Source organism: Gordonia zhenghanii, assembly GCF_021738965.1.
Taxonomy (GTDB): domain Bacteria; phylum Actinomycetota; class Actinomycetes; order Mycobacteriales; family Mycobacteriaceae; genus Gordonia; species Gordonia zhenghanii.
Map to the genome: position 1 here is coordinate 61,236 of NZ_JAKKOQ010000015.1, position 18,521 is coordinate 79,756.

The 18,521-nt window shown below is 66.3% G+C and carries 17 protein-coding genes and 1 riboswitch; of the genes, 12 read left to right on the forward strand and 5 right to left on the reverse strand.

The genetic code is table 11. The features are described 5' to 3' along the window. Positions 1-29: 29 nt before the first annotated feature. Positions 30-479, forward strand: a complete 450-nt coding sequence (locus L5G32_RS16060; protein WP_237012079.1) for a MarR family winged helix-turn-helix transcriptional regulator — start codon at positions 30-32, stop codon at positions 477-479. Here L5G32_RS16060 and L5G32_RS16065 read toward each other — a convergent pair. Further along, the gene (locus tag L5G32_RS16065) at positions 458-2,020 is read right to left on the reverse strand and encodes a 2-isopropylmalate synthase (RefSeq protein ID WP_237012080.1); all 1,563 of its coding nucleotides are present in this window, start codon (positions 2,018-2,020) and stop codon (positions 458-460) included. The genes L5G32_RS16060 and L5G32_RS16065 overlap by 22 nt on opposite strands. 161 nt (positions 2,021-2,181) lie before the next feature. Between L5G32_RS16065 and L5G32_RS16070 the strand changes: the two genes are divergently transcribed. The 3 genes from L5G32_RS16070 to L5G32_RS16080 all read left to right on the forward strand — a co-directional run bounded on the left by L5G32_RS16070 (position 2,182) and on the right by L5G32_RS16080 (position 5,086). Further along, a complete protein-coding gene (locus L5G32_RS16070; protein WP_237012081.1) occupies positions 2,182-2,853 on the forward strand; it encodes a FadR/GntR family transcriptional regulator in 672 nt (223 codons plus the stop codon). Further along, positions 2,850-3,674 (forward strand): ABC transporter ATP-binding protein, encoded by an 825-nt coding sequence (locus L5G32_RS16075; protein ID WP_237012082.1) that lies wholly within the window; start codon positions 2,850-2,852, stop codon positions 3,672-3,674. The genes L5G32_RS16070 and L5G32_RS16075 overlap by 4 nt, the downstream gene beginning before the upstream one ends. A 149-nt stretch (positions 3,675-3,823) precedes the next feature. Then, a complete protein-coding gene (locus tag L5G32_RS16080; RefSeq protein WP_237012083.1) occupies positions 3,824-5,086 on the forward strand; it encodes an MFS transporter in 1,263 nt (420 codons plus the stop codon). Here L5G32_RS16080 and L5G32_RS16085 read toward each other — a convergent pair. Continuing rightward, complete coding sequence (locus tag L5G32_RS16085; protein WP_237012084.1) at positions 5,029-6,219, reverse strand: CaiB/BaiF CoA transferase family protein; 1,191 nt, start codon at positions 6,217-6,219, stop codon at positions 5,029-5,031. The genes L5G32_RS16080 and L5G32_RS16085 overlap by 58 nt on opposite strands. A gap of 111 nt (positions 6,220-6,330) precedes the next feature. On the opposite strand from L5G32_RS16085, the gene L5G32_RS16090 reads away from it, so the two are divergent. Then, positions 6,331-8,691: a Tex family protein gene (locus L5G32_RS16090; RefSeq protein WP_237012085.1), complete on the forward strand. Its 2,361-nt coding sequence runs from the start codon at positions 6,331-6,333 to the stop codon at positions 8,689-8,691. A gap of 87 nt (positions 8,692-8,778) precedes the next feature. Here L5G32_RS16090 and L5G32_RS16095 read toward each other — a convergent pair whose 3' ends face one another. Genes L5G32_RS16095 through L5G32_RS16105 form a run of 3 tightly spaced genes read right to left on the reverse strand, consistent with a single transcriptional unit; the run spans position 8,779 to position 11,794 of the window. Next, a complete protein-coding gene (locus L5G32_RS16095) occupies positions 8,779-10,056 on the reverse strand; it encodes a polysaccharide pyruvyl transferase family protein (RefSeq protein ID WP_237012086.1) in 1,278 nt (425 codons plus the stop codon). Between the two features lie 30 nt (positions 10,057-10,086). Beyond that, positions 10,087-10,917: a polyphosphate kinase 2 gene (gene ppk2, locus L5G32_RS16100; protein ID WP_237012087.1), complete on the reverse strand. Its 831-nt coding sequence runs from the start codon at positions 10,915-10,917 to the stop codon at positions 10,087-10,089. Between the two features lie 28 nt (positions 10,918-10,945). After that, positions 10,946-11,794: an META domain-containing protein gene (locus L5G32_RS16105; protein WP_237012088.1), complete on the reverse strand. Its 849-nt coding sequence runs from the start codon at positions 11,792-11,794 to the stop codon at positions 10,946-10,948. A 100-nt stretch (positions 11,795-11,894) separates the two neighbouring features. On the opposite strand from L5G32_RS16105, the gene secA2 reads away from it, so the two are divergent. The 7 genes from secA2 to L5G32_RS16140 all read left to right on the forward strand — a co-directional run bounded on the left by secA2 (position 11,895) and on the right by L5G32_RS16140 (position 18,275). Beyond that, positions 11,895-14,189: an accessory Sec system translocase SecA2 gene (secA2, locus tag L5G32_RS16110; RefSeq protein WP_237012089.1), complete on the forward strand. Its 2,295-nt coding sequence runs from the start codon at positions 11,895-11,897 to the stop codon at positions 14,187-14,189. Then, the gene (locus tag L5G32_RS16115; RefSeq protein WP_237012090.1) at positions 14,186-14,836 is read left to right on the forward strand and encodes a CDP-alcohol phosphatidyltransferase family protein; all 651 of its coding nucleotides are present in this window, start codon (positions 14,186-14,188) and stop codon (positions 14,834-14,836) included. The genes secA2 and L5G32_RS16115 overlap by 4 nt, the downstream gene beginning before the upstream one ends. Before the next feature lie 103 nt (positions 14,837-14,939). Continuing rightward, on the forward strand, positions 14,940-15,344 hold the full coding sequence (gene gcvH / locus L5G32_RS16120) for a glycine cleavage system protein GcvH (protein ID WP_237012091.1): 405 nt from the start codon (positions 14,940-14,942) through the stop codon (positions 15,342-15,344). A 261-nt stretch (positions 15,345-15,605) separates the two neighbouring features. Then, positions 15,606-16,064, forward strand: coding sequence for a glycogen accumulation regulator GarA (gene garA / locus L5G32_RS16125; protein ID WP_237012092.1), 459 nt, complete (start codon positions 15,606-15,608; stop codon positions 16,062-16,064). Positions 16,065-16,105: 41 nt separating this feature from the next. Continuing rightward, complete coding sequence (gene ftsR, locus L5G32_RS16130) at positions 16,106-16,789, forward strand: transcriptional regulator FtsR (protein WP_237012093.1); 684 nt, start codon at positions 16,106-16,108, stop codon at positions 16,787-16,789. A gap of 37 nt (positions 16,790-16,826) precedes the next feature. Then, a complete protein-coding gene (locus L5G32_RS16135; protein ID WP_237012094.1) occupies positions 16,827-17,348 on the forward strand; it encodes a bifunctional nuclease family protein in 522 nt (173 codons plus the stop codon). A gap of 291 nt (positions 17,349-17,639) precedes the next feature. Beyond that, positions 17,640-18,275, forward strand: coding sequence for a MerR family transcriptional regulator (locus L5G32_RS16140; protein ID WP_372491709.1), 636 nt, complete (start codon positions 17,640-17,642; stop codon positions 18,273-18,275). An 83-nt stretch (positions 18,276-18,358) separates the two neighbouring features. Beyond that, a riboswitch (glycine riboswitch) is annotated at positions 18,359-18,459 on the forward strand. Positions 18,460-18,521 lie beyond the last annotated feature (62 nt).

Consider the following 18,521-nt stretch of genomic DNA (forward strand, 5'->3'; position numbering starts at 1 on the left):
CCGCGCCGCCGTGTGAAAGGGTCGACTGGGTGCACTCGGAATCGGATGATCAGCTCTTGTCGTCGCCGCTGTACCGCGGACTCGTCGACGAACTGCTGCGGATGCGGCGCCGACGCAATCATGTCGGCGACGGCGCGATTCTGGAGGCGTCGGCATTCGCGATCCTCTGGTTGTTCGACGACGGCAGGGCCCGCACGCTGAGGGAACTGGCCGACGAGTTGTGCTTGGAGCAGTCGACGGTCAATCGGCAGGTCAACGCCGCCATCAAACACGGCTACCTCGAACGGTTCGAGGTGGCCGGTCAGGTCAGTCGCCTGCATCGACCGACCGATGCCGGACGCAGCGCGTTCGAGCATGACGGAGCCAGGCGGGCCCGACGGCTCGAAGCGGTGTTCGCCGACCTCGCGCCGGGAACCCCGGAGGGGTTGTTGCGAGAGCTGAAGGCCTACAACGACGCCTACGACAGAGTTGCCGACTGAGAACTGTGACGCTCGTCGGGGCGGTCCGAGGACTCGTCGGCCGTCCAGCCGCGCTCGCCGTCCCGCTCCCACAGCATCAGCCTGAGGTCTCGGGTGGCACCGGCGGTCGTCACTGTCGCAGGGTGATCCTCGACGATCGTGCCGACAGGATCGCGCGAGGTCTGGACGTACGCGGCGCGGAACAGTTCCCATAGATGCACCGCGTCGATTTCGGTGCCGGTGTCGTCGGCGTGACGTTGGACGACTTGTGCGAAGTCGATCTCCATGCGGCGCGGCAGCCGTAGTCCGTACGCGCTCTCGAGCAGATGCCCGATTCCGCCTTTCCCTGACTGAGAGTTGACTCTGATGACCGCGTCGTAGGAGCGGCCTATATCGGCGGGGTCGATCGGCAGGTACGGCACCTCCCACGTCGCAGCGGTCGCGACGTCGCGTGTACGCGCATGGTGCGCGGCCAGACCCTTTCGGATCGCATCCTGGTGGGTCCCGCTGAACGCAGTGTGCACGAGGTCGCCGACGTAAGGGTGGCGGGGGTGCAGTTCGATTCCGTTCGCATGCTCGACGACGCGCCGGATCCGGTCGATGTCGGAGAAGTCGATCATTGGATCGACGCCCTGCGCGTGCAGGTTCAGCGCCAGGGTGGCGATGTCGACGTTGCCGGTCCGTTCTCCGTTACCGAAGATGCAGCCTTCGACGCGTTGCGCGCCTGCGAGCACCGCCAGCTCGGCGCAGGCGATTCCGGTGCCGCGATCGTTGTGCGGATGTACGGAGAGGATCACCGAGTCACGGCGTGCCAGGCTTCGATGCATCAACTCGATCTGGTCGGCGTAGACGTTCGGCGTGGCGACTTCGACGGTTGCGGGGAGGTTCACGATCACGGGACGGTCCGGCGACGCGTCCCACATCCGTGTCACCGTGTCGCAGACCTGCAGCGCGAAATCGGGCTCCGTCAGGTTGAAGACCTCCGGAGAGAACTCGAACCGGACGTTGTTCTTGTCGCCCGCGAACTCCAGTACGTCGCGCGTACCCTCGGTGATCAGTTTCAGCAGTTCGGCGCGATCCCGACCGAGTACGAGCTCTCGCCATACGGGTGCGGTCGCGGTGTAGAGGTGGATCACGACGTCTCCGCGCGCGCCGTCGACCGATGCCACGGTCCGTTCGATGAGGTCTCGTCGTGCGGGGGTGAACACGACGATCGTCACGTCGTCGGGGATTTGGTCGTCGTTGATAAGCATGCGGACGAACTCGAAGTCGGTCGACGACGCAGACGGGTACCCGACTTCGATCTCGGTGTAGCCGACGTCGACCATCATCTGGAAGTACGCGAGTTTGCTGGCGGGGTTCATCGGCTCGGGCAGGGACTGGTTGCCGTCGCGGAGATCGACGGGCACCCATAAGGGCGCCGCAGTGGTCGTGTTCGACGGCCAGGTGCGTGTCGTCAGAGGCACGTCCACGCGGTGGTGGACGTCGCGGTACTTGTGCGACGGCATTCCGGACGGGCGTTGACGGTTCCAGAAGTCAGTCGCGGATGAGGGGTCGGTCATGTCGGGTCCTTCTTGAGCGAGGCGGGAGATCGGCGTACGGCTGAGCCGCGACGAGTCGCCGATCTCTCGGTTCAGGACTCGCCGCGGCGAAGAAGGAGGATGACCCGTTGTCGCATAATCTAGAATGTAACAGAAGTACTCAGACAAGTAGAGGAGTGGTGATGGTTGCACGTGTGCAGCGGATTCCGCTAGCCGATCAGGCAGCCGCGGTGCTGCTCGATCGGATTCGCGGTGGAGAGTGGAAGCTCGGAGCGAAGCTTCCAGGTGAGACCACCCTTGCTCCGCAGCTCGGCGTCGGCAGATCCACTGTGCGCGAGGCTATCCGGCAACTCGCGGGTCGGGGAGTGCTGACTACGAGACAAGGCTCGGGCGTCTTCGTCGCTGCGCTCGACGTGCCCGAGGAACGCGCGACGCTGATGAGCCGTGCGTCGATCATCACGGTCATCGAAGCGCGCATCGCTGTCGAGACAGAGGCCGCGTCGCTCGCCGCTGCGCGGCGAACGCCCGCTCAGCTGCGTGGCATCCGCGCGGCGCTTGCGACCCGGACCGGTGCGGTCGCGAACCGGTCAGCGCACGTCGACGCCGACCTCGACTTTCATCGAGCGGTTGTCGTCGCTGCCGGGAACGAGATCCTCACCGATCTGTTCGACCTGTCCACGCTGCGCATGCGGGAGGCCATGGTCGACATGCTCGCGATCCGCGGAGAGTACGGCGGTGTCGCCGATCACGACGCGCACGCTGACTTGGTCGAGGCCGTCGCCGATCGCCGCCCTGACGATGCGGCGCGTGCGAGTCGCGCACATCTGAGCGCTTTGAAGGAGGCTCTCGCATGACTGACGACGTCCTGCGGCTCGACGCCGTCACTTTCCGTCGAAACGGCCGAGAGATTCTGCACGGGATCGATCTGACCGTCCGCGCGGGCGAACACTGGGCCCTGCTCGGCCCCAACGGTGCGGGCAAGACGACGATCGTCGGATTCTGTGCTGCACAGACGCATCCGACCACCGGCACGGTCGACGTGCTCGGCAGACGCCTCGGCAGGGTCGACATGCAGGAACTGCGCCGCCATATCGGGCACGTCAACCCGCGGCATCCGCTGCGATCGCCGCTGTCGGTGCTCGAAGTGGTTCTCACCGGTTTCACCGGCACCATCGACATGGCGATGCGGTGGGAGCCGAGCGTAGGGCAGATCGCGCGTGCCCGCCGGGTGATCGCCGAGGTCGGTCTCGCTGACCGCGCGGAGTACGTGTGGCCCGACATGTCGCAGGGGGAGCGCGGACGAGCTCTTGTCGCGCGGGCGCTGGCACCGGAACCCGACCTGTTGTTGCTCGACGAGCCGACCACGGGCCTCGACGTCGCGGCACGTGAACAACTGCTCGAGACCATCGACTCCCTGGCACGCACTTCGCCCGAGGTCGCGTCGATCCTTGTGACCCACCACCTGGAAGAACTGCCCGAGACCACGAGCCACGCGATGGTGATCGCGCACGGCGACGTCGTCGCCTCCGGTCGCGTGCACGACGTGGTCACCACCGACGTCATCACTGAGGCGTTCGAGCACCCGATCTCGGTCGGCCACGACGGCGGCCGATGGAGTGCGCGCGCGATCCGCACCGAGTTCCGCCACGACTTCGGCACTCTGGATCGGCGCTAGGCCGAAACGGAGTGCCGAAGTCGTGGCGGGGCAGCTGCGTCGTGGGAATAGCCGATAGGCCGAATTAGTTATACAGTCTGGACTGTCTAATTAATGTCGGTGGCGAGGAGCGCACACGGGTGGCGAAGCGGCGGAGTAGCGGATCGACGATGTTCGCCTCTCTCGCTGTACCGAACTTCCGCACCTATGTGATCGGCGCGTTCGTCTCCAACATCGGAACCTGGGTGCAGCGCGTCGCCCAGGACTGGCTCGTCCTGCAGGTGTCGGACAACTCTCCCGTCGCCGTCGGTATCACCACTGCGCTCCAGTTCTTGCCGGCACTGCTCTTGTCGCCGGTCGGTGGTCTGCTCGCCGACCGCTTCGACAAACGGCGACTGTTGATGTTCACCCAGTCGTGGATGGCGGTCTCGTCCTTGATCCTCGGGCTGCTTGCGGTAACCGGCGTTGCGGCGACTGCCCACGTGTACGTCCTGGCGTTCGTCTTCGGCATGGGCTCGGCGATCGACGCCCCGGCCCGACAGGCGTTCGTCTCCGAGATGGTCGGCGCCGAGCGTCTGACCAACGCGATCGGCCTCAACAGTTCCGGTTTCAATGCGGCACGCCTCATCGGTCCCGGCGTCGCGGGCCTCATCATCGCCGCGTTCGGCAGCGGCTGGGCCATCCTCACCAACGGCATCAGCTACCTCGCGTTCCTCGTCGCACTGTTGCTCCTCGACGAGGCGAAGCTCATCCGCAGCGAGCCGCTTCCACGCGCGAGAGGGCAACTGCGCGAAGGCTTCCGATACGTCGCGCAACGATCCGACCTGGTGATCGCGTTGGGAGTCGGCTTCGCGGTCGGCACCTGGGGAATGAACTTCCAGATGACCAACGTGCTGATGTCGCGCAACCAGTTCGGTCTCGGCGCGACGGGGTACGGCGTACTCGGGTCGATCATGGGCATCGGATCGCTCCTCGGTGCACTCCTCGCCGCCCGTCGTCGACTGGTGCCGAGTCTGCGGTTCGTGGTGGCATCGGCGTCCGTGTTCGCCGTCGTGCTCGGTGGGACGGGTCTGGCTCCGACGGCGATCGTTTACGGCGTCTGCCTGCCGGTGCTCGGTCTGTCCGCGCTCATCACACTTACCTCCACCAACATGTACGTGCAGACCAGCGTCGATCCGCAAGTGCGTGGCCGTGTGATGGCCCTCTACATGACGCTTCTGATGGGCGGGACACCGATCGGCTCACCACTGCTCGGGATCCTCGCCGACCACTTCGGCCCACGCGCCCCGATGGTCGGCGGAGCACTCCTGCAAGCTGCGACCATCGGTCTCGTGGTGCTGGTCGGGAAGTCGTTGATCCGCCGACGAAACGGCGATCACTCGACTCCGACGACCCCGCAGGCGACCAACTGCTCCGAATCGGCCGCGTCATAGCCGAGCTCGGTGAGCAGGGCGCGACTGTGCGCACCCAGCGCAGGCACATCGCCCATCGGGAGTTCGACGTCGGCGAAGCCCATCGGCGGCAGTAGACCGCGCACCGGGCCCACCGGCGTCGTCACTGTCCGCCAACGATCCCGCTCGGACAACTGGGGATGGTCGACCAGCCCGGCCACGTCGTTCACGACGGCGGATGGGACGCCTGCGGCTTCGAGGCGAGACGATAGATCCGAGCCGGTGAACCGAACGGTCTCCGCCGCGACCGCGGTGTCGCATTCGGCTCGGTGCGCGACTCGGTCGGTGTTCGACACGAACCGCGGATCGTCCGCGACGTCCGGACGTTCCAGGACACCGGCCATCAGGGCTCGCCAACCTCGATCGTTCTGCACGCCGATCAACAACTGGCCGTCCGCTGTCGGATAGGAGTCGTACGGAACGATGCTGGCATGGCCGAGTCCGCGCCGCGGAAGCAGCTCGCCGGTGTGCATCTGCACATACATCGGGTGGCCGATCCATTCCGCGGTCGCATCGAACATCGACACGTCGAGCACCGCGCCCCGTCCGGTCCGAGCCTTGCGGAACAACGCAGCGAGGATCGACTGGGCCAGGTACATGCCCGCGGCGATGTCCGACGACGGGACACCGGTCTTGCTCGCGGCATCAGGGGTCCCGGTCAACGAGACGAGGCCGGTCTCCGCTTGAATCAGCAAGTCGTAGGCCTTGCGATCACAGAACGGCCCGTCGTCGCCGTAGCCGGTGATGCTCGCGGTGATCAACGCGGGATCCGCCGCAGCGAGAGCGGCCGGGTCGAGCCCGAGCCGAGCCGCGGCGCCCGGAGCGGAATTCTGGACGAACACGTCGGCCGATTCGATCAGTCGGTGAGCGACCGCCACCCCGCCGCGCGACTTGAGGTCGAGCGCAATCGACTCCTTTCCTCGGTTGAGCCACACGAAATGACTGGCCATGCCCCCGACGGCGCGATCGTAGTTTCGGGCGAAATCGCCTTCACCGATCCTTTCGATCTTGATCACCCGAGCACCGAGGTCGGCCAGATGGCGTGTCGCGAGGGGAGCGGCCACCGCCTGCTCCAATGCGACGACGGTGACGCCGTCGAGAGGAAGATCGGTCATCGGCACTGCTCCCGTCGTGTGATCACCCGACCCTAGTCTGCGGCGTTTCCTCTCAGCCGCCAGCGTTCCCCCTCGCGTCAGCCCCGACGCGTCTTCGGTAGCCTGATTTCGGTGACCATCACTGCGCCTGTCGAGTCCGTCAACACCCGTATCGCCCGAGAACTCGGGGTGGCCGAGAGCCGCGTCGCAGCCGCGGTGGCCCTCTTGGACGACGGTTCCACCGTCCCGTTCATCGCTCGCTACCGCAAAGAGGCGACGGGAAGCCTCGACGACGCCCAGCTGCGACTGTTGGACGAACGTCTCCGATACCTGCGCGAACTCGACGAGCGCCGTGCCGCGGTCATCGCCTCCATCGAGGACCAGGGCAAGCTCACCGACGAACTGCGTGCGTCACTGCTGGCCGCCGACACCAAGGCTCGTGTCGAAGACATTTACCTGCCGTACAAGCAGAAGCGGCGCACCAAAGCGCAGATCGCGCGTGAAGCAGGCCTGCAGCCACTCGCGGAGGCGCTCCTCGCGGACCCCTCGCTCACCCCGGAGGACGCGGCAGCCGAGTACGTGACGGGCGACGTCGCCGACACCGCCGCCGCTCTCGACGGCGCGCGACACATCGTGATCGAGCGAGCCGCTGAAGACGCCGACCTCGTCGGCGCGATTCGCGCACGCTTCTGGAACGAGGGACGACTGCGTTCAGCGGTCCGTCCCGGCGCCGAGCAGAACCAGGCAGCCCAGAAGTTCCGCGACTACTTCGAGTTCGCCGAATCCCTGGAGGACATGCCGTCGCACCGGGTGCTGGCAGTGCTGCGCGGTGAGAAGGAAGAAGCTCTCACTCTCACGTTCGACGGCGGCGACGATGAGCCGTACCAGGCGCTCGTCGCGCAGACGCTCGGCGTCGACGCCTCCCATCCGGGTGCGGCCACCGCGTGGCTCGGTGCGACGGTTCGGTGGGCGTGGCGCACCAAACTGATGATCACGGCGACGATCGAAGCCCGGATGCGGCTGCGTCAGCGAGCCGAAGAGCAAGCCGTCGCCGTGTTCGCGACCAACCTGAAGGACCTGCTGCTGGCGGCGCCTGCAGGCACCCGCGCGACGCTCGGCCTCGACCCGGGCTTCCGTACGGGCGTCAAGGTCGCGGTGGTCGACGCGACCGGCAAGGTCGTCGACACCGGTGCGATCTTCCCGCACCAGCCGGCGAACAAGTGGGATCAGTCCAAGGCCGAGCTCGCGGCGATGATCGTTCGCCACGACGTGGAGCTGATCGCCATCGGCAACGGCACAGCGTCACGCGAGACCGACGCCCTCGCTTCCGACCTCCTCGCCGACATCGCCGGGTCCGGCGCAAGGCCGCCGGCGAAAGCCGTGGTCAGCGAGGCCGGCGCATCGGTTTACTCGGCCTCCGAGTACGCCTCGCAGGAGCTGCCGGACCTCGACGTCTCGATCCGCGGCGCAGTGTCGATCGCGCGTCGCCTGCAGGACCCGCTGGCGGAACTGGTGAAGATCGATCCGAAGTCGATCGGCGTCGGGCAGTACCAGCACGACGTGGCTCCGGCGACGCTCGCGCGCAGCCTCGATGCGGTCGTCGAAGACGCGGTGAACGCGGTCGGTGTTGACCTCAACACGGCGTCGGCTCCGTTGCTGGCGCGCGTGTCCGGGGTGACTCCGGGACTCGCGACAGCGATCGTCTCGTACCGAGATCAGGTCGGCGCGTTCGACAGCCGCACGTCGTTGCTCGACGTGCCGCGACTCGGGCCGAAGGCCTTCGAGCAGTGTGCAGGCTTCCTTCGCATCCGTGGCGGAGCCGACCCGTTGGATGCGTCCGGGGTGCACCCGGAGGCGTACCCGGTGGTCCGCCGAATCCTCGACAATACCGGTCGCGGGCTCGACGAGCTCATCGGCGACACGAAGACGCTGCGCGGCCTGAAGCCGGCGTCGTTCGCCGACGACCGCTTCGGTGTGCCGACGGTGACCGACATCCTCGGCGAGTTGGCGAAGCCCGGCCGTGACCCACGACCCGCATTCGAGACGGCCACGTTCGCTTCTGGAGTCGAGAAGGTAGGCGACCTGTTGCCCGGGATGGTGTTGGAAGGCGTCGTCACGAATGTCGCGGCGTTCGGTGCGTTCGTGGACGTGGGCGTCCACCAGGACGGGCTGGTCCACGTCTCGGCGATGTCCGACTCGTTCGTGTCCGATCCGCACGACGTGGTCCGGTCCGGGCAGGTGGTGCGCGTCAAGGTCGTCGATGTCGACGTCGACCGCCAGCGCATCGGCCTGACGCTGCGACTGAACGACGAGCCGGGTACTAAGAAGCAGCGTGACGGAGGTCGAGGCGGTTCGGACCAGCAGCGTGGCGGCCAGGGCCGCGGTGGTCAGCAGCGGGGCAGGCCGAACAGCAACGGTCAGAAGCGGGGCGGACAGAAGCCGGCCAGCGGCTCCATGGCCGACGCATTGCGTCAGGCCGGATTCGGGCGCTGAGTCACTACTACGAGCCGGGTGACCACATGCTGGTCACCCGGCTCGTAGTAAGACCGATCTACTTCAGACCGACGACCCCAAGGCCGTCTAACGCAGACGGATCCCGACGGGGTACAGGCGTCGCGCGAGCTCCCGCTTGTCTGCGACGTTCGCGCGCACCGCGTCGACGGTGAATCCGCCCGCGGTAGGGCGCTCGGGGGTCTCGTCGACACGTCCGGCGACGACGGTCCACCGGGACCCGGCGTCGACCAGCGCCTGGTGCTTGGTCGCGTAGTAGTCGGGGCTTGCGGAGACCGCGACCCCTGATGCGCCGCCGGCCGCCGCAAGCATGTGCGGGTGGTACCGGGTCGAGAGCCAGGTTCCGCCTGTGGGGAGCGAGTCGTGCCACGCGGTGCGGAACGGGATGATTCGAGCGCCGTCGAGGCGATCTCCCAGAAGCGTGGGGATCGTGTAGTCGTGGCCCGGAATGCATTCGACGACCGTCACGTCGGACCCGGGCACGTCCCAGTCGTCCAGGACGGCGCGGACGAACGAGGCGAGTGCGTCGACCCCGGTGCGATCGTCCCAGGTGAACGAGTCGGTCAGGTCGCTCTGTGCGCAGAGCACCACCCCGGATCCCGCAGATCCGGATCCCGGGGGCGTCTGGGTGGTCGGCACGCGGGGCGAGAGCCACGCGTCGTCGCCGGTCCGGGAGAGTCCGGGCAGGCCCGCAAGCATCTGTTCGGTGGGCGCGTCGCGTACGTCGAAGACGTCGAACCGGGCAGCTGCGGCGAGCATCGCCTCATGTGCCGGACCGGTCTCCGACGGGGTGAGGCCTGCACCGGTGGCGACGGCGCGAGCACCGGTCCGTTCGGCGACGGCGGCGATCGCCGGTATCAGCCACCTGTGGTGCGGCCACATCGCATTGACGAAGCCGCCGCCGACGAGATGGATCGTGCCTGCCTGCAGCAACGCGTCGACGCCCGCGTCGTCGCGCGGGGAGACACCGAGATGACTCGCGGCGTGTCCGACCCACTCCCACGGGGCGTCCGGGTCGACGCCGACTGGGTCGTCGCTGTTCGCATAGTGCACGAACTGCCACAGGGTGTCGACGAAGACCGCTCGCTTGTTCGCGTGACGCAACAACAGGGCGGCATGGCCGGGACGGGGGGAGTCGACGACCACCCGCGCCGTCGGGCGACGCACCGCGAGCAGGCGCAGCCATGCTTCGGTGATGAGCTCGTCGCCGTAGTTGGGGAAACCCGAGGTGGTGACGAGATAGACGACGTCGGCCGAGTCGACGCGGCGGCGCAGTCGCCCGCTCAGCCGACGTGCGGCAGCAGCCGTGGACGGAACGGAAGGAATGGAGAAGGGTGGTGTGGGCATTGCTGAACTGTTCTCCCGGCGAACGTCTGGTCAGTGCTCGGCGTCGCCGAGCAGCGTCGCCACGTGATCGGGGACGAACTTCGACAACGATCGTGGCGGGCGGTGGTAGTTGCCGGACTCGATCGGACGCTTGGGCAGTTTCACCCGAGGGCGTTCGACGTGTTCGTACTCGATGCTCGACAGCAGGTGCGAGATCATGTTCAGTCGCGCATTGCGCTTGTGATCGGACTCGACCACGTACCAGGGGCTCGACGACGTGTCCGTGTGCACCATCATCTCGTCTTTGGCCCGCGAGTAATCCTCCCAGCGGTACACCGATTCGAGATCCATGGGGCTGAGCTTCCATTGACGGACGGGATCGTCGCGGCGCGAGCGGAATCGCCGAAGCTGTTCCTGGTCAGACACCGAGAACCAGTACTTGCGCAGGATGATTCCGTCGTCGATCAGCATCTGCTCGAAGATCGGCGTCTGCCGGAGGAAGCGAGTGTGCTCTTCCGGCGTGCAGAATCCCATCACCTTCTCGACACCGGCCCGGTTGTACCAGGAGCGGTCGAACAGAACGATCTCGCCTTTCGTCGGCAGATGTTCCACGTAGCGTTGGTAATACCACTGTCCGCGTTCGCGGTCGGTCGGTGCGGGCAGCGCTGACACACTGCACACGCGAGGGCTCAGGAACTCGGTGATCCGCTTGATCGCACCACCCTTGCCTGCCGCGTCGCGGCCTTCGAAGATGACGACGACTCGGGCGCCCGTCTCGCGGACCCACTCCTGCAGCGCAACCAGTTCGGTCTGAAGGCGGAACAGTTCGGCTTCGTATGCGTCCTTGGGGAGCTTGACTTCGCCGCCCGACTTCTTACTCATGGCGCATAAGCCTAATCTGTCGGGCCCCTCACTTGCCCCCGGACTCGCGACTGACCGTCAGTTCCAAACCGATCGACGGATCGGCGACGTTCGTCAGCCGCATGCGGTCGCCGTCCACCGTCGCCGTCGCCTCGCCGGACAGGACCGCCAGGACGGACCGTTCGATGTCGCCCGCCTCGCCGGGGCAGGCCTTCCGCGTGGTCGCTATGGGACCGAACATCACCTTCTGCGTCGGTCGGGTTCCGGTCACCGTCGCTTCGCCGGTCATTCGGTTGCAGCCGGTGAATCCGCGCAGCGTCCCTTCCGCGCCGATCGTCACGGTCGGCGCGATCTCGTCCAGCACCCGGGAGGTCGTGACGCCGTTCGCTGCGATCAGGGACTTCACGCGCCAGTTGGTGCCTGCGACGGCCCGGTCTACCCGCTGGTCGAGACGCACCTCGAGGTCCCCGCGAGACAAGGTGAGCGTCCGACCCTCGAGTGACCAGGTCAGCGGCGAGTCGAACAAGTCGCTCACCCACTTGTCGGCGGTGTCGCGGGGCGGCGGGCACGCCATCATGGTGCCCATGAGCGGCCCGGTGGTCAGGGTGTCACCGTCGAACTCGACGGTCCCACCGTGGCCGTTGCACCCGGCGTTCGCACTGATCCGGTTCTCGGTGCCGAAACTCAGGACGAACGGTCCTCCGCCCGGGACCTTCGTGTCGGTCGCGTTGTCGGACACATACGTCTTGCCCACGAGTCGGGCCGGATCGGGGGCCGAGTCTTCCGCGCCACCGGAACCCGAATCGCATGCGGCGAGTGCTGCGACGAGGGCCGCTCCGGTCGCCGCAGCTCGGACGAATGCGATTGCGCGGGTGCTGCCGCGGCGTCGTCGGTCCATACCGGCAACGGTAGTGCAGTCGGTCCGGCGGGCCCGTGTGTCCGCCGCGTACGGTAGATCACGATCGGCCAACGAAATTCACGTGAGGAACAGGTAGCCAGTGGGAAAGCTCACGAACGCCATGTGGCGCATGCTCGGCGCTCAGGCGTCGCGCAACCAGTCGCAGTCCATCTCCTTGATCGAGCAGTCGTACGAACACTCCGAGTGGGCCGAAGGTCTGGCCGACTCCGAATTCGCCGACGCTGCAGCAGATCTGGAGATCGATACGACTGATGGGCGGGTTCGATTCCTTGCCCTCATCCGTGAGGCAGGCGAGCGCACGGTGTCGATGACCCCGTTCGACGTCCAACTGCAGGGTGCGCTGCGGATGCTCGACGGCGACGTCGTCGAAATGGCGACAGGTGAGGGCAAGACCCTCGCGGGAGCGATCGCGGCCATCGGCTACGCGCTCGAAGGCAAGCACGTTCACGTGGTCTCGGTGAACGACTATCTCGCAGGCCGCGACGCCGACTGGATGAAGCCGCTCTACGAGATATTCGGCGTAACCGTCGGCACGCTGTCTGAGCATTCGACGCGGGAAGAGCGGCAGGCGGCCTATGCGTGCGACGTCACGTACGCATCGGTCAACGAGATCGGATTCGATGTCCTCCGTGACCAACTGGCGCTGCACGACGACGAACTGGTCTCGCCCGAACCCGAGGTCGTCCTCGTCGACGAAGCGGACTCGGTCCTCGTCGACGAGGCGCTCGTTCCGCTGATCCTGGCCGGGTCGACGGAGGCGGACGCGCCGAACAGCGCGATCCACGAAGTGGTGTCGCACCTCAAGAGCAAGCATTACGACGTCGACTCCGATGGTAAGAACGTGTCGCTGACGGAGGAAGGCGCGCGCTTCGTCGAGGACACACTCGGCGGCATCGACCTCTACGACGAAGAGCACGTCAGCACCACTCTGGTGCATGTGAACGTGGCGCTGTACGCCTACTACCTGCTCGAACGTGACGTCGACTACATCGTGCGCGACGGTGGGATCCATCTGATCAACGCCGCCCGCGGCCGAGTGGCTCGGCTGCAGCGCTGGCCCGACGGCGTCCAGGCCGCCGTCGAGTACAAGGAGGGCCTCAAGCCGACGGCGTCCGGCGAAGTGATCGACACGATCACCGTGCAGGCGCTGATGGGTCGGTACCCGCGTGTCGCAGGCATGACCGGCACCGCCATCGCGGCAGGCGAACAGCTCCGCCAGTTCTATGGGCTGGGGGTCTCGCAGATTCCGTCGAACATGCCGAACATCCGCGAGGACGAGCCGGACCGGGTGTTCGACAACAAGGCGAACAAGATGGAGGCCGTCGTCGAATGCGTGCGGGAGGCCCATGAGACCGGACAGCCCGTGCTGATCGGAACTCACGACGTCGCGCAGTCCGAAGAACTCGCGTACTTCCTCGATCGTGCAGGCGTCCCATCGGTCGTCCTCAACGCGAAGAACGACCCCGAAGAGGCGGCGATCATCGCCGAGGCCGGCCGAAAGGGCGCCGTCACGGTGTCGACCCAGATGGCCGGCCGTGGCACCGACATCCGCCTCGGCGGGTCGAAGGGCGACGACGACGAGCGCGAGGCGGTCGTCGAGCTCGGCGGACTGTGCGTGGTCGGCACCGGGCGCTACGACACCGAGCGTCTCGACAACCAGCTCCGCGGTCGCGCGGGACGCCAAGGCGATCCCGGGCGCTCGGTGTTCTTCTCCAGTCTCGAGGACCCGCTGGTCACCAAGAACCAGACACACTTGCGCGACATCCGTCCGGTCGACAGCGAAGGCTCCACGGGGCCGCGCGGTGTCGAGGTCGTGCAGCAGGCGCAGCGGATCGCCGAAGGCGCGATGCTGCAACTGCACGCCAACACCTGGGACTTCAACAAGCAGGTCAACGAGCAGCGAAACTCGATCGTCCGACGTCGCATGGCCGTCTTGACGACCGATCAGGCCCTCACTGAACTCAAGGAACTGGCACCCGAGCGTTACGAGGAGTTGTCCGAGACGATCGACGACGACGTCCTCGAGGACGCCGCGCGGCAGATCGTCCTGTACCACCTGGACCGCGGCTGGGCCGACCACCTCGCCTACGTCGCGGACGTGCAGGCGAGCATCCATCTTCGGGCCCTCGGACAGCAGAGCCCGCTCGAGGAGTTCCACAAACTGATCTTCGCCGAGTTCACCAAGATCGTCGACGACGCGATGGACGCATCCCGGGAGACCTTCACGACTGCGAAGATCACCGCCGACGGCGTCGACTTCGGCGACGCGGACATGCACCGGTCGACGATGACGTGGACGTATCTGGTGCACGAGAATCACTTCGCTTCGGCCGGCGCACAAGCCATTCAGGGAATCGTGGGCATCTTCAGATGACCGACGAGCCTCGGAGCCAGGGCGACGGCGGGGGGCACGCGTCGCCCGCGCAGCCCGCCGAACGCTCCGATGCGATCTGGACCGTTCCCAACGCGTTGTCGGTCGCGCGGCTGCTACTGATCCCGGTGTTCATCTGGCTTCTCCTCGTCGAGGAGTCGGCCGGCTGGGCGTTCGTCGTGCTGTTCGTCTCCGGCGCCACCGACTGGCTCGACGGCAAGCTGGCCCGGTGGCTCGGTCAGTCGTCGAAACTGGGGGCACTGCTCGACCCGGCGGCCGACCGGCTGTACGTAATCGTGATCCCGATCTGCTTCGGGATCCGCGACTTCGTGCCGTGGTGGTTGATCGCCGTGATCATCGGACGTGACGTCCTGCTGCTGTTGACCGTGCCGCTGCTGTCCTCGCGCGGAGTCACCGCCCTGCCGACGCTCTATGTCGGCAAGGCTGCGACCTTCTCCCTGATGAGTGCGTTCCCGTGGCTCCTGGCAGGCCATATCGACGGGATCATCGGAACCATCACATATCCGATCGGTTGGGCGTTCCTGATCTGGGGCGTCGCCCTGTACGTCTGGTCGCTGGTCCTGTACTGGATTCAGACAGTCGACGTCGTGCGCACCATGCCTCGCGTGGACCGGCGATCCGCGGCCTGATGCGGCCGCCCGACGCGTCGGGCGATAAGATCTAAGCGTGATCCGGCGGGGGGATTCCTTCGACGGGCGCCTACCTTCCTCTCGAATCAGAAAGGCAGTTTCCGTGAGCGACACGAAGATCCCGGAGAACCTGCGGTACACCGCCGACCACGAGTGGGTCAGCAAGGTCGGTGACAAGACGGTCCGTGTCGGCATCACCGATTTCGCGCAGGACGCGCTCGGTGACGTCGTGTTCGTCCAGTTGCCCGACGTGGACGACGCGGTGCAGACCGGGGAGTCGTTCGCCGAGGTCGAGTCGACCAAGAGTGTCTCGGACATCTTCGGCCCGCTGGACGGCACGATCGCTGCCGCGAACGACGCGCTGGAGGGTGCCCCCGAACTGGTCAACTCGTCGCCGTACGACGACGGCTGGCTCGTCGAGATCACCGTCGCCGACGACGTCGACCTGGACGCCGTACTGGCCGACCTGCTCGACGCCGCAGGCTATGCGGCCGCGGTCGGAAGCTGAACGATTCGCTAACGATCCGGCTCGTCAACGTCGACGAGCCCGCTGGACGTCGGCGGGGGCGGATATGATTCTGTAGTTCGTTCAATCGCGCCCAACCCGGGCGGCGATAGGACGCAAGACGGTAGGTTCGAAGGCGAACGTTCGTCCTGCCGTACGACGTGCGTTTCAGCGGCGAAACGCATCTGGAATGCATACGAGAAATGGCGAAGTGGTCGCCGACCCCGGAACCCGGGCGCCGACCGCAGTGGTTAAGGAGATGTGGTGACCGGTAACGACAACGGCTTTGAAGCGCCTGTGGAGACGACCTCGGTCTTCCGGGAGGAGTTCATCAAGGAGATCGACGCGCCTGCGACGTCGGCTGAGCCGGGCGATACCGGTGTCGAGCGACTCTCGCCCGGAACTGCGCTGCTCATCGTCAAGCGTGGCCCGAATGCAGGCTCGCGCTTCCTGCTCGATCAGGCCGCGACGTCGTCCGGCCGTCATCCCGACAGCGACATCTTCCTCGACGATGTGACCGTCAGCAGGCGCCACGCGGAGTTCCGGAGCGAAGGCGACGACTTCCAGGTGGTCGACGTCGGCAGCTTGAACGGAACGTACGTCAACCGTGAACCGGTCGACACCGCCACTCTCGCCAACGGCGACGAGGTCCAGATCGGCAAGTTCCGCCTGGTGTTCCTGGCCGGCCCGCGTGCCGGGGAAGCCGGCACCGCCACATCGTGACCTCATCGGCTGCACGGTCGGAAGGAAGCGGCGAGCGGACTATGTCCATCGGCGCTGTCCTCGCGGTCCTGTCCGAGGATTTTCCGGACGTGACGATCTCCAAGATCCGCTTCCTCGAAGCGGAGGGGCTCGTCACTCCGGACCGTGCCCCGTCGGGGTACCGCCGCTTCAGTGATGCGGACTGCGAACGACTGAGGTTCGTTCTCACTGCTCAGCGCGACCGTTATCTGCCGCTGAAGGTGATCCGCGAGCAACTCGACGCCATCGACACGGAGTCGTCCGACTCGGCGGGCGGCGCACGTCTGCTGTCGTCGGCGCGTACTGCGGTCGCTCCGGCGACGGACTTCTCGTCGCGCGGTGGTCGTGTTGCCCGTGAGACGCTCATCGAGCGGACGAACGTCGACTCCGCGTTCATCGCGGAACTGATGCGGAACGGGCTCCTGTCCGCCGGGCCGGGCGGCTTCTTCGACGAGGACGCCGTGCGTCTGGTCGAGGCCGCTGCAGCGCTCGCGAACTTCGGCGTCGAGACCCGGCACCTCCGTGCGTTCAAAGTGAGCGCCGAGCGGGAAGCCGGTCTGGTCGCGCAGATCGCCGGACCGATCGCCAAAGGCAAGGGAACGGGTGCGCGCGACCGTGCCGAAGAACTCGTTCGGGAGATGGCCGCCTTGTCGGTGACGCTGCACACGCAGCTGGTGAAGGCCGCCGTGCGCTCCGCGCTCGACTGACCCTCCACTCCACGACTTCGTCTAAGGAGACACGATCATGGGCGAGATGCGAATCGTCGGCATCCGGGTGGAGCCGCCACAGAATCAGCCGGTGCTGCTGCTGCGTGAAGTGTCCGGCTCCCGGTACCTGCCGATCTGGATCGGTCAGAGTGAGGCCGCGTCGATCGCACTGGAGCAGAGGGGCGTCGAGCCGCCCCGACCCCTCACGCACGATCTGATCGAACAGATCGTCGCGGCATTCGACCGGACACTGGTCGAGGTGCGGATCGTCGACATGCGGGAGGGCACGTTCTACGCGGAGATGGTCTTCGACGGCGACGTCGTCGTCGAAGCCCGGCCGTCGGATGCGATCGCCGTCGCGATGCGGGTCGGCGCGCCGATCGTCGCGGCAGACGAGGTGCTCGACGACGCAGGCCTGCTGATCCACGACGAGGACGAGTCGTCGTCGGACGATGAGGCGGGGGAGTCGAGCGAGGAAGAGGTCGAGGCCTTCCGTGAGTTCCTCGATCAGGTGTCTCCGGAGGACTTCTTGGGGCCTGACGGGCCGTCTGCCAGCTGACGATCTCGGCTAGTCAAGATGGGCGAACACCGAACAATTGTCGCCACTTGAGTCACATGAGTAACAGCAGCCTCATTGGTAACAGATGGGTAACCGCAGGGTCACCGTTGATGCACAGCTGAACCTTAAGTTGAGGTTTACGGTGTGTTGCGTTGATCGCCGGTCGTAATCCTCATAGTTTCTAACTCGACACCGGAGCCGTTCGCTTCGGTACAACACACATCGACCGTGTGCGGGAGTACCCTTGCAGAAGGACTCGCGGCCAGGGTCCAGTTGCGCGAGGGAGTAGCCGTGGGCGACAAGCCGACAGATCTTCGGACCGAAGGTGTCACCGAACCAGTGCTGCAAGAACCAGTGCTGCAGGAACCCGTACAGGGTGGTCTCGACGACATCGCTCCCGGTCTGTTTCCGAACGGCATCGTGCCGGACGAACTCGTCGGGTACCGCGTCCCCACGGCATGCCAGATCGCGGGCATCACGTACCGTCAGCTTGATTACTGGGCACGCACACAACTCGTCGTCCCGTCGATCCGCGGCGCAGGCGGATCCGGTACGCAGCGTCTGTACTCGTTCAAGGACATCCTCGTCCTCAAGATCGTGAAGCGTCTGCTCGACACCGGTATCTCGCTCCAGAACATTCGCGTCGCGGTCGATCACCTTCGCCGCCGCGGCGTCGAAGATCTCGCACGCATCACCCTCTTCTCCGACGGCACCACGGTCTACGAGTGCACATCGGCCGAAGAGGTCGTCGACCTTCTTCAGGGCGGACAGGGCGTGTTCGGCATCGCGGTCTCCGGCGCGATGCGCGAACTGACCGGCACGATCGCCGACTTCCCGGCCGAGCGCGCCGACGGCGGCGTCAGCGAGGAATCGCCCGAAGACGAGCTCGCTGCCCGACGCAAGAACCGGACGCGCAAGACCGGGTAGTCCTCCGCACGTGCGACTGTGACCAGTACCGCCGGTCACGGACGGCTGTGTGCACGACGCGAGTTGGTACCCTGACCGTGCGCCGCTACGCCACGGGAGAGCGTCGTCCGATCACCTCGGGCGTCCGCCGAAGGAGCAACACCTCTCCGTCAAACTCTCAGGCACCCGGGACCGTGGCATTGACGGCGTCTCTGGAAAGTGACGGGTTCGCTCGTCCGCCCACGGTGAAAGGCCGCGGTCACCCGC

What these genes read in the sequence shown, in the direction of transcription:
- L5G32_RS16065 (WP_237012080.1), bottom strand. Translation starts at nt 2,020, where the DNA reads ATGACCGACCCCTCATCCGCGACTGACTTCTGGAACCGTCAACGCCCG.
- L5G32_RS16070 (WP_237012081.1), top strand. Translation starts at nt 2,182, where the DNA reads ATGGTTGCACGTGTGCAGCGGATTCCGCTAGCCGATCAGGCAGCCGCG.
- L5G32_RS16075 (WP_237012082.1), top strand. Translation starts at nt 2,850, where the DNA reads ATGACTGACGACGTCCTGCGGCTCGACGCCGTCACTTTCCGTCGAAAC.
- L5G32_RS16080 (WP_237012083.1), top strand. Translation starts at nt 3,824, where the DNA reads ATGTTCGCCTCTCTCGCTGTACCGAACTTCCGCACCTATGTGATCGGC.
- L5G32_RS16085 (WP_237012084.1), bottom strand. Translation starts at nt 6,219, where the DNA reads ATGACCGATCTTCCTCTCGACGGCGTCACCGTCGTCGCATTGGAGCAG.
- L5G32_RS16095 (WP_237012086.1), bottom strand. Translation starts at nt 10,056, where the DNA reads ATGCCCACACCACCCTTCTCCATTCCTTCCGTTCCGTCCACGGCTGCT.
- ppk2 (WP_237012087.1), bottom strand. Translation starts at nt 10,917, where the DNA reads ATGAGTAAGAAGTCGGGCGGCGAAGTCAAGCTCCCCAAGGACGCATAC.
- L5G32_RS16105 (WP_237012088.1), bottom strand. Translation starts at nt 11,794, where the DNA reads ATGGACCGACGACGCCGCGGCAGCACCCGCGCAATCGCATTCGTCCGA.
- L5G32_RS16115 (WP_237012090.1), top strand. Translation starts at nt 14,186, where the DNA reads ATGACCGACGAGCCTCGGAGCCAGGGCGACGGCGGGGGGCACGCGTCG.
- ftsR (WP_237012093.1), top strand. Translation starts at nt 16,106, where the DNA reads ATGTCCATCGGCGCTGTCCTCGCGGTCCTGTCCGAGGATTTTCCGGAC.
- L5G32_RS16135 (WP_237012094.1), top strand. Translation starts at nt 16,827, where the DNA reads ATGGGCGAGATGCGAATCGTCGGCATCCGGGTGGAGCCGCCACAGAAT.